We start from the raw sequence: 10,026 nt of genomic DNA on the forward strand, positions 1-10,026 counted from the left end.
CGCGCCCTGGAGGCGTACCAGAAGGCCGGACTGACCGTGGTCGGCCTCGCCGTCGGCCGCGAGCCCGACCACGGTCAGTCCGGCCTTCTGGTACGCCTCCAGGGCGCGGGTCAGGTTGGTGGCGCGGGCCACCGGAGTGCGGGCGGCGGTGCCGGCGGAGGTCTTCCAGGCGCCGGCGGTCATCCCGGCGGCGCGCCGCTCGGGCACGACCACGCCGTGGCCGCCGAAGGCGGAGACGGAGCGCACGACCGCGCCGAGGTTGCGCGGGTCGGTGACGCCGTCCAGGGCGACGATCAGCGGGTCCTCGCCCTCGTCGTAGGCGGCCGCGGCCAGGTCCTCGGGGTGGGCGTACTCGTAGGCCGGCACGCTCAGCACCAGGCCCTGGTGGTTGAGCCCGTTGGTCATGCGGTCCAGCTCGGCGCGCGGGGCCTCCATGAGGTTGATGCCGCCGCGGTCCGCCGCGAGCTTGAGCGCGTCGCGCACCCGCTCGTCGTTGTCGATGAACTGCTGCACGTACAGCGTGGAGGCGGGCACGCCGTCGCGCAGCGCCTCGAAGACCGGGTTGCGGCCGACGACCATCTCGGACTGGCCCTTGCCGCCGCGCCGGACGACCGGGCGGCGCTGGGCCTGCTTGGACTTGGAGTTGGCGATGCGGTTCTTGACGTGGCCCTTGCGGGCGGAGGCGGGCGGTGTGGGGCCCTTGCCCTCCAGGCCGCGGCGTCGCTGGCCACCGCTGCCGACCTGCGCGCCCTTCTTGTTGGACGTGCGGCGGTTCCTGCGCTGGCTGTTCCCGGCCATGACTTACCTGCTTCGTGACGTGGTGTGGCGTGTGGGGTACGCGAAAGGGGTGCGGGCCCTCGCGCGCGGCCCGGTGTTCGGATGTTCGGCTTCCCAGTGTGCCGTGCCGTCGGGGTCGACGGCACGGCCGCGGTCGGCGCCGAGGTGTCAGCGGGCGCCGCCCAGGGTCCAGCGGGGGCCGTCGGGGCTGTCCTCGATGGTCAGACCGGACTGGCCGAGCTGGTCGCGCAGCGCGTCGGCGGTGGCCCAGTCCTTGCGGGCGCGGGCGGCCTCGCGCTGATCCAGCACCATGCGGACCAGGTTGTCGACGACGCCGTGCAGGTCCTCCGCCCCGGCGCCGGACTCGCCGGCCCAGTGCGGGTCCAGCGGGTCGAGGCCGAGCACCCCGAGCATGGCGCGGACCTCGGCGAGCCGGGCGGCCGCGCCGTCCTTGTCGTCGGCGGACAGCGCGCTGTTGCCCTGGCGGACGGTGGTGTGGATGACGGCGAGCGCCTGCGGGACGCCGAAGTCGTCGTCCATCGCCTCGGCGAAGGCGAGCGGCACCTCGGCGGCCGGCTCGATGACGGTGCCGGCCTTCTCCACCACCCGCTGGACGAAGCCCTCGATGCGGGCGAACGCCGCCTCGGCCTCGGCCAGCGCCTCCGGGCTGTACTCGATCATGGAGCGGTAGTGCGGGGTGCCCAGGTAGTAGCGGAGGACGATGGGCCGGTACTGCCTGACCATCTCGGAGACGAGGACGGAGTTGCCGAGCGACTTGGACATCTTCTCGCCGCTCATCGTGACCCAGGCGTTGTGCGCCCAGTAGCGGGCGAACGCGTCGCCGTACGCCTTGGCCTGCGCGATCTCGTTCTCGTGGTGCGGGAAGACCAGGTCGAGCCCGCCGCCGTGGACGTCGAAGGCGGGGCCCAGGTACTTGTGGGCCATCGCCGAGCACTCCAGGTGCCAGCCGGGGCGGCCGCGGCCCCAGGGGGTCTCCCAGGACGGCTCGCCGGGCTTGGCGGCCTTCCACATGGCGAAGTCCCGCGGGTCGCGCTTGCCGGTCTCGCCCTCGCCGGACGGCTGGCGCAGGTCGTCCAGGTCCTGCCGGGACAGCTCCAGGTAGCCGGGGAAGGAGCGGACGTCGAAGTAGACGTTGCCCTCGGCCTCGTAGGCGTGGCCGCGCTCGATCAGGCCGCGCATCATCTCGACCATCTCGGTGATGTGGCCGGTGGCGCGCGGCTCGACGGTGGGCGGGAGGCAGCCGAGGGCGTCGTAGCCGTTGTTGAACGCGCGCTCGTTCTCGTAGCCGATCGCCCACCAGGGGCGGCCCTGGTCCGCCGACTTCTGGATGATCTTGTCGTCGATGTCCGTGACGTTGCGGACGAAGGTGACGTCGTAACCGCGGTAGGCGAACCAGCGGCGCATGATGTCGAAGTTCAGCCCCGAGCGGATGTGCCCGATGTGCGGTGCGGCCTGCACGGTGGCGCCGCAGAGGTAGATCGAGACGCAGCCCGGCGTGAGCGGGGTGAAGTCACGGATCTGCCGGGCGCTGGTGTCGTACAGGCGAATAGTCACCCTCCCAGGGTAGTGGGCCCCCGGCGATGCCCCGCGCCGCTTCGGCGATACCGCACGGCCGGAGTCGGCGGCGGCGCGGGACGGGGTCGGCGCCCGAGGGCCGGGGGCCTCCCGCTCCTCGGCGTCGCACGGTCGGCACCTCGCGCCGCCGGGTGCCGCCGCCGGGTCAGATGGTGCCGACGACCTTGTCCGGGGTGATGCGGACGGTCACCCGCTGGGCGTCCCCGCCGGACTGCGGGTCGAACTCCGCGTACGGCTTCCCGGTGTACTTCAGCGACAGCTCGTCGATCAGGGCGTCGGCGCCCTCGGTCTCCAGGTCGGCGGTGCCGCGCACCTCGGCGTAGGTGTACGGGGCGTCGAACGGCTGGAGCAGCACGGTGACCCGGGGGTCGCGGCGCAGGTTCTTCTCCTTGCGCCGGCCGACGGTGGTGGAGATCAGGATCTGCTCGCCGTCCCGCTTGACCCAGACCGGGGAGACCTGCGGGCTGCCGTCCGGCTGGATGGTCGCGATGTTGACGAAGACGGCGCTGTCGAGCAGGGCCTTGAGGTGTTCGCTGAGCGAGGCGGGGGCCATCGGCTTCCTCTCCGGTCGTGGGCGCATGGCTGCGCCTGCCCGGACGGGTACTCCGCGCCGGGGGCGCGAAACGCCCGCGCACCCGGAAAGCCGCACGCCCCCACCCCAACGGCCGCAGCCCGCGGCCTAGGGGACGCGGTACACCAGGGCGGTCGCGATGGCGGCGAGCCCCTCGGCGCGGCCGGTCAGGCCGAGCCCGTCGGTGGTGGTGCCGGAGACGGAGACCGGGGCGCCCGCGGCCGCTCCGAGCGCCTGCTGCGCTTCCTCGCGCCGCTTGCCGACCTTGGGGCGCACCCCGATGACCTGGACGGCGATGTTGCCGATCTCGAAGCCCTCGGCGCGCACGATGCGGGCCGCCTCGGCGAGCAGGGTGGTGCCGGCGGCACCGGACCACTCCGGGCGGGAGGTGCCGAAGTGGGCGCCGAGGTCGCCGATCCCGGCGGCGGAGAACAGGGCGTCGCAGGCGGCGTGGGCGGCCACGTCGCCGTCGGAGTGGCCGGCCAGGCCGTACTCCTCGCCGTCCCAGCGCAGTCCGGCGCACCACAGCTCGCGGCCGCGTTCAAAGGCGTGCACGTCGGTGCCGACGCCGACCAGCGGGACCAGCGGCCGGTGTCCGGGCTCAGAAGCCATCGTTGGCCCTCCGGCGGGCGAGTACGGCCTCGGCCAGGACGAGGTCCAGCGGGCGGGTCACCTTGAACGCCTCCTCGTGCCCGGGCACCACCACCACGGGCTCGCCGAGCTGCTCGACCATGCTCGCGTCGTCGGTGACGTTGGCGGTGATCTCGGCGTGCGCCCGCGCCAGGGTGGCGCGGGCGAAGCCCTGCGGGGTCTGCACGGCGCGCAGCGCGGCCCGGTCGGGCGTGGCGAGCACCGGCTCGGGCTCGCCGTGGGCGCGCGGGGCGACCTGCTTGACGGTGTCGGCCAACGGCACGGCCGGCACCACGGCGACCGCCCCGTCCCGGACCGCCTCTACGACGGCGTCCACGGTGTCCACCGGGACCAGCGGGCGGGCGGCGTCGTGCACCAGCACCGCCGTGATGTTCTCCGGCAGGGCCTGGAGGCCGAGCCGGACGGACTCCTGGCGGGTCTCGCCGCCGGGCACCACCAGGTAGTCGGTGCGCTCGGGCAGGGCGTGCGCGTCCAGCAGGTGCTTGACCTCGCCGGCGCCGTCCGGCGGGGCGACCACGACGACGAGCGAGACGGCGCGGGACGCGGCCATCGCCCGGACGGCGTGGATGAGGATGGGCGTGCCGTTCAGGGCGCGCAGCGCCTTGGGCGCGCCCGGCCCCAGGCGTACCCCGCGGCCGGCCGCGGGGATGACGACGGCGGTGCGGGCGGGCGGACTTGCGTCTGTCATCGGCTTGCGCTCCGGCAGGTTTGTCGGCTCGGAATTCGTGGGTATGGCCATGGATGCGCCCTCGCCCGCAGGGTATACGCGGGGCGAGGAAGCATCGGCGCGACGCCTCGACCGGCCCCTTCCGTGACGACCGGTGGGGCGCACCGCGCCGGCAGCCCGGCCCGCGCCTGTGCTCGGCGGGTCCGGAAGTACGCGGGTCGGTCGGGGAGGTACGCCGGCTGGAGTCGCGGGATCAGCCGGGCGCGGGATGCCCGTGCCGACCGGAACCCTGCGCCGGGGGTGGCCTGAGACTCCCAGGGCGGCCTGTGGCTCCCGGGTGCCCGGAGCCCGACATGCCGCAGCGCCCGGCGACACGCTCCTGGCCGTACGAGGTCGTACGGCCGACGGCGGGTCATCGGGCACCGCGGCATCGGTGCTTCGGAGTACCTGACGATCAGGAAGAACGCGCTGTCAGGGGACTCTCGGGCCGTGCGGGCCCCTAGGAGGCGAGGACCTCGTCGAGCAGCGCCTCGGCCTTGTCCTCGTTGGTGTTCTCGGCGAGCGCCAGCTCGCTCACCAGGATCTGGCGCGCCTTGGCCAGCATCCGCTTCTCTCCGGCGGACAGTCCGCGCTCGCGCTCGCGGCGCCACAGGTCGCGGACGACCTCGGCGACCTTGATGACGTCGCCGGAGGCGAGCTTCTCGAGGTTCGCCTTGTAGCGGCGGGACCAGTTCGTCGGCTCCTCCGCGTACGGCGCCCGCAGGACCTCGAACACCCGGTCCAGTCCGTCCTGACCGACCACATCGCGCACGCCGACGAACTCCGCATTGTCGGCGGGTACGCGCACCGTCAGGTCGCCCTGGGCGACCTTGAGCACCAAGTAGGTCTTGTCCACGCCTTTGATCTGACGAGTTTCGATGGCCTCGATCAGCGCGGCCCCGTGATGGGGATAGACCACGGTGTCGCCAACCTTGAACGTCATGTGACAGGTACCCCTTCCGTGGCTATCCAGGGTAACACGGATTTGGCATCTTCTGAATGGCGTTTTCGCAGGTCAGGGCATATCTCGGGGCTTGACAACAGGTGTCGGGACGTGCTGCGGCCGGGATGCGGAAGGGGGTATTCGCAGGTCGGAGCGGCTCTGCGGGCGCGACGAAAGGCGTACCGTACACCCTTCGACGGGTGGTTCGGAGGGGTCGTACGTCCGTTTTGCCGGGTTCCCCGGGCCGGACTTCCCGTACTCCGTTCGGCCGCCGCGCATCCGCCCGGACGCCGGTGCGGGTGATTCCGGAAATTGCCCCCGGCGATCACGGCGGGCGGCCGTGACACGCTTATTCACCGGCGAAATCCCGGCCGCCCGCGCAATTGATCAAGGGCGTCCGAGCAGGGTCGGGAACGGGTTACCGGGCGGCTTATGTGAACGGCGCGCGACACCGGGGTGACACGCCTCACGGCCGTACGCGGCCGGGGCGCCGAACCGTCTCGCGCCAGGGCGCGACCGCGGATCGCCCCGGAAGCCCCCGGCGGCGTTCGCCGCGGGTCGCCCCGGAGGCATCACCGGCACCGCCCCGGGGGGCGTCTTCGGAAGCGCCCGCGGAGGCATCCTCGAAAGCGCCTCCGGAGGCGATGGTGGCGGCGGCCTCGAACGCGCCCCTCGGAGGCGGCGGTGGCGGCGGCCCCGAAAGCGCCGTCGGAGGACTGCTCGAAGGCGCCCCCGGGAGCAGCGGTGGCGGCGGCCGGGACGCCGTGGGGCGGGTCGGATGCGGGTCGGTGACACGGGGTCGGTAACCTGAGCCCGCCGACCGGCCCCGTACGCCCCGCGCGAGCGGACCGGCAGGCGCCTTCCGTACCCGCAGTCCTCCGCTCGTCTCCCTCACGTCCTAGGAGTTGCCGCCGCCGTGAGCCGCAGCCTTCGACGCGGCGCCCTCGCCGCCACCGCCATCGTGTTCTCGATCGCCTCGCTCGCCGCCTGCGGCGCGGGCAACGACGCGCAGACGCTGGGCGTCCGGCCGGACAACGCCGCGGCCACCGTCGGGAACATCCAGATCCAGAACGTCGCGGTCGTCACCCAGCCGGAGCGCGACGCGGCGGGCCCCGCGGTCGTGACCGCCAAGATCTTCAACAACGGCTCGAAGCCGGAGACCCTCGACGAGATCGCGCTGCCGGGCGCGAACGCCCCGGTCAAGCTGAGCGCTCCCAAGGGCGGCGGGAAGATCACCGTGCCGGCCGGCGGCTCGGTGCTGCTGGGCGGGGAGGGCAACGCCTCCGCCGTGATCGACCGGGGCCGCGAGGCCACCCGGGACGGTGACAACCAGGAGATCGTCTTCACCCTCAGCGAGACCGGGGACGTGAAGATGAAGGCGGCCGTCACGCCGGCCACGAGCTACTTCAGCGGTTTCGGCCCCTCGCAGATGCCGAAGCTGCCCTCGCCGCAGCCGTCGTCGCCGTCCGGCTCCCCCTCGTCGTCGGTGGACCCGGCCGTGCCGATCGGCCAGGAGCAGGAGGAGGAGAAGGGCGAGGCCCAGGAGGGCGGCGCCGGCGCGCCGAACGCCTCCGACTCCGCGTCCGCCTCCGAGGACGCCCAGAACGGCGAGAACGGCCAGGGCGCCGGGGAGTAGGCAGGCCCGTGCGTACGAGGAGGGGCGCCCCACCACCGGTGAGGCGCCCCTCCTCGTATGCGGCCTGGCGGCCTACGGCTCGAACTTGTAGCCCAGGCCGCGGACGGTGACCAGGTAGCGGGGGGCGCCGGGGTCGGGCTCGATCTTGGCGCGCAGGCGTTTGACGTGGACGTCGAGCGTCTTGGTGTCGCCCACGTAGTCGGCGCCCCAGACGCGGTCGATGAGCTGCATCCGGGTGAGCACCCGGCCCGCGTTGCGCAGCAGCATCTCCAGCAGGTCGAACTCCTTCAGCGGCAGGTCGATCTTGCCGCCGGAGACGGTGACGACGTGCCGGTCGACGTCCATGCGGACCGGGCCGGCCTCCAGCGCGGCCGGAGTGACCTCCTCCGGCTCGCCGCGGCGGCGCAGCACCGCGCGGATGCGGGCGACCAGCTCGCGCGAGGAGAACGGCTTGGTGACGTAGTCGTCGGCGCCTATCTCCAGGCCGACGACCTTGTCGATCTCGCTGTCCTTGGCGGTGACCATGATCACCGGCACGTTGGAGCGGCCGCGCAACTGGCGGCAGACCTCCGTACCGGGCAGGCCGGGGAGCATGAGGTCGAGCAGCACGAGGTCGGCGCCGTTGCGCTCGAACTCGTCCAGTCCTTCGGGGCCGGTGGTCGCGACGGCGACCTCGAAGCCCTCCTTGCGGAGCATGTAGGACAGGGCGTCGCTGAAGGATTCCTCATCCTCGACGACAAGCACTCGGGTCACTGAAGTGCCTCCGGGGCGGTGAGCGGTTCGTGGGTGCGATAGGGGAGCGGGTGACGCTGGTGGTGGGTCCGGGCGGGGCCGGAGGGCCCGTCGCCCGGGGAGCCGGGCCGGGTCGCCGCGGGAGCGGCGGACGCCGATGCCCTGCCGGACGCCGACTCCGTACCGGACGCGGACTCCGTACCGGCTGCCGACTGCGTACCGGAGCGCGGGTCCGGGCCGGGGCCCTCGTCCGGGCGGGCGGAGCCGGCCTCGGGCAGGCGGAGGGTGAAGGTGGAGCCCTGGCCCTCGGTGCTCCAGACGGTGACCTCGCCGCCGTGCGAGGCCGCCACGTGCTTGACGATGGCGAGGCCGAGGCCGGTGCCGCCGGTGGCGCGGGAGCGGGCGGGGTCGACGCGGTAGAAGCGCTCGAAGACGCGCTCCTTGTCCTTGTCGGGGATGCCGATGCCCTGGTCGGTGACGGCGATCTCTATCGCGTCGCCGCCCGGGGCGCTGATCCGGCGGGCGGCGACGCCGACCCGGGTGTGCGGCGGGGAGTAGTTGACCGCGTTCTCCACGAGGTTGCCCAGGGCGGCGGCGAGCTGGCCGCGGTTGCCCCAGACGTGCAGGCCGGTGTGGCCGCCGGCGGCCATGGTGATCTGCTTGGTGGAGGCGGTGTGCCGCGAGCGGTCGACGGCCTCCTCGACCAGCTCGTCGACCCGGACCGGCTCGGCGTCCTCCAGCGGGTCGTCGTTCTGCACCCGGGAGAGGTCGATCAGCTCCTGGACGAGGTTGGTCAGCCGGGTGGCCTCGATCTGCATCCGGCCGGCGAAGCGGGTGACCGCCTCGGGGTCGTCGGAGGCGTCCATGACGGCCTCGGAGAGCAGCGAGAGCGCGCCGACCGGGGTCTTCAGCTCATGGCTGACGTTGGCCACGAAGTCGCGGCGGACCGCCTCGATGCGGCGGGCCTCGGTGAGGTCCTCGACCAGCAGCAGCACCAGCCGGGAGCCGAGCGGGGCGACCCGCGCGGACACCGCGAGCGCGCCGCCGACGCCGGTGCCGCGGCGCGGGAGCTCCAGCTCCACCTGCCGTATCTCGCCGTCCCGCCGGGTGTCGCGGGCCAGGTGCAGCATCGGCTCGACGGCCAGCTTGCCGCCGCGGACCAGCCCGAGCGCGTACGCCGCGGAGCTGGCCTTGACGACCGAGTCGCTCTCGTCGAGCACGACCGCGGAGGAGCGGAGCACGGAGAGCACCGTGTCCACCCCGGGCGGCAGCACCGCGTCGGTGTGCGGGGAGGTGCGGGCGCGGGGGCTGGGCCTGCGCTGCTCGCGCTCGCTCCAGCGGAACGCCAGCATGGCGATGACGCCGGTACACGCCCCGGCGATCGCGGCCACTGCGGCGACCGCCGCGTTCACGTCCATGGCTCCCAGGTTAGGCGGGCCCTCGGACATGCTCACAGCCGTCGCGGCCCCACCCCGGGCACTCGTCGCCCAGAGTTCACCGAGGGGCAAGTGGCGGTTCACTTGGGCGGACGGCGTCCGACGCCTTCGGCCCGGAATGTGGCGGCACGGGGCCGAGAAGCGGCATCCCGGCCCCGGAGCGCGGGGGCCGCCGCCCCCTGCCGGACGCAGTGAGAGAGGGACAACCCATGCGGGACGCGTACCACGAGGAACTGGACTCGATCGGCGACGGGCTGGTCGAGATGGCCCGGCTGGTGGGCTCCGCCGTCGGCCGGGCGACCACGGCGATGCTCGACGCGGACCTGAAGCTCGCGGAGGCGGTGATCGAGGGCGACCGCCGGATCGACACGCTCCAGCACGACCTGGAGGCGCGCGCCATCGCGCTGCTGGCCCGGCAGCAGCCGGTCGCCACGGATCTGCGGATCGTGGTGACCTCGCTGCGGATGAGCGCCGACCTGGAGCGGGCGGGGGACCTCGCCGAGCACGTGGCCAAGCTGGCCCGGATGCGCTTCCCGGCCACGGCGGTGCCGCGCGAGCTTCAGGCGACCATCCTGGAGATGGGCCAGTTGGCGCAGCGGCTGATGGCCAAGGCCGGCGAGGTGATCATCACCAAGGACGTGGATCTGGCGATCCAGCTCGAACACGACGACGACGAGATGGACAGCCTGCACCGCACGCTGTTCCGGCACCTGATGGACGACCGCTGGAAGCACGGCATCGAGACCGCGGTGGACGTCACCCTGCTGGGCCGCTACTACGAGCGGTTCGCCGACCACGCGGTCTCGGTCGCCAAGCGGGTCGTCTACCTGGTGACCGGCGAGCACGCCGACGAGCTACAGCAGCAGGCGCAGCCGCAGGAGACGGCGGCCGAGGAGGGCTGACGCGGCGGGGCGCGGCCGTAAGCGGGCGCGCGGCCGTGAGCGGGAGCGCGTTCGGGGTCGGGGGCGCGTTCGGGGT

10 protein-coding genes are annotated in these 10,026 nt (G+C 73.4%); 2 read left to right on the plus strand and 8 right to left on the minus strand.

Annotated features, from left to right (window positions below; all coding sequences use genetic code 11):
* From C6N75_RS13430 to C6N75_RS13455, 6 genes are all read right to left on the minus strand, one after another.
* On the minus strand, window positions 1–798 hold a 798-nt coding region (locus tag C6N75_RS13430; protein WP_105869113.1), incomplete at its 3' end, for a TrmH family RNA methyltransferase.
* A gap of 147 nt (window positions 799–945) precedes the next feature.
* The gene (gene cysS / locus C6N75_RS13435; protein ID WP_105869114.1) at window positions 946–2,352 is read right to left on the minus strand and encodes a cysteine--tRNA ligase; all 1,407 of its coding nucleotides are present in this window, start codon (window positions 2,350–2,352) and stop codon (window positions 946–948) included.
* Between the two features lie 166 nt (window positions 2,353–2,518).
* Window positions 2,519–2,926, minus strand: a complete 408-nt coding sequence (locus C6N75_RS13440) for a PPOX class F420-dependent oxidoreductase (protein WP_105869115.1) — start codon at window positions 2,924–2,926, stop codon at window positions 2,519–2,521.
* 126 nt (window positions 2,927–3,052) lie between these two features.
* Window positions 3,053–3,556 carry a 2-C-methyl-D-erythritol 2,4-cyclodiphosphate synthase gene (ispF, locus tag C6N75_RS13445; RefSeq protein WP_105869116.1) on the minus strand — a complete coding sequence of 168 codons (504 nt, stop codon included), beginning with the start codon at window positions 3,554–3,556 and terminating at the stop codon, window positions 3,053–3,055.
* Window positions 3,546–4,283, minus strand: a complete 738-nt coding sequence (gene ispD, locus C6N75_RS13450) for a 2-C-methyl-D-erythritol 4-phosphate cytidylyltransferase (protein WP_105869117.1) — start codon at window positions 4,281–4,283, stop codon at window positions 3,546–3,548. The genes ispF and ispD overlap by 11 nt, the downstream gene beginning before the upstream one ends.
* A gap of 478 nt (window positions 4,284–4,761) precedes the next feature.
* Window positions 4,762–5,244, minus strand: a complete 483-nt coding sequence (locus C6N75_RS13455) for a CarD family transcriptional regulator (protein ID WP_003953493.1) — start codon at window positions 5,242–5,244, stop codon at window positions 4,762–4,764.
* A 916-nt stretch (window positions 5,245–6,160) separates the two neighbouring features.
* On the opposite strand from C6N75_RS13455, the gene C6N75_RS13465 reads away from it, so the two are divergent.
* Window positions 6,161–6,880: a DUF461 domain-containing protein gene (locus C6N75_RS13465; RefSeq protein ID WP_105869118.1), complete on the plus strand. Its 720-nt coding sequence runs from the start codon at window positions 6,161–6,163 to the stop codon at window positions 6,878–6,880.
* Window positions 6,881–6,952: 72 nt separating this feature from the next.
* Here C6N75_RS13465 and C6N75_RS13470 read toward each other — a convergent pair whose 3' ends face one another.
* Both C6N75_RS13470 and C6N75_RS13475 read right to left on the minus strand, forming a co-directional pair.
* Window positions 6,953–7,633: a response regulator transcription factor gene (locus C6N75_RS13470; RefSeq protein WP_105869119.1), complete on the minus strand. Its 681-nt coding sequence runs from the start codon at window positions 7,631–7,633 to the stop codon at window positions 6,953–6,955.
* Entirely contained in the window at window positions 7,630–9,030 is a 1,401-nt protein-coding gene (locus C6N75_RS13475; protein WP_258177397.1) for a sensor histidine kinase, read from the minus strand. Before C6N75_RS13475 ends, C6N75_RS13470 begins: the two co-directional genes overlap by 4 nt.
* Window positions 9,031–9,257: 227 nt before the next feature.
* On the opposite strand from C6N75_RS13475, the gene phoU reads away from it, so the two are divergent.
* Window positions 9,258–9,950, plus strand: coding sequence for a phosphate signaling complex protein PhoU (phoU, locus tag C6N75_RS13480; protein ID WP_105869120.1), 693 nt, complete (start codon window positions 9,258–9,260; stop codon window positions 9,948–9,950).
* Window positions 9,951–10,026 lie beyond the last annotated feature (76 nt).

Origin of the sequence: Streptomyces solincola (genome assembly GCF_002982015.1) — a bacterium.
GTDB classification, from domain to species: Bacteria; Actinomycetota; Actinomycetes; order Streptomycetales; family Streptomycetaceae; genus Streptomyces; species Streptomyces solincola.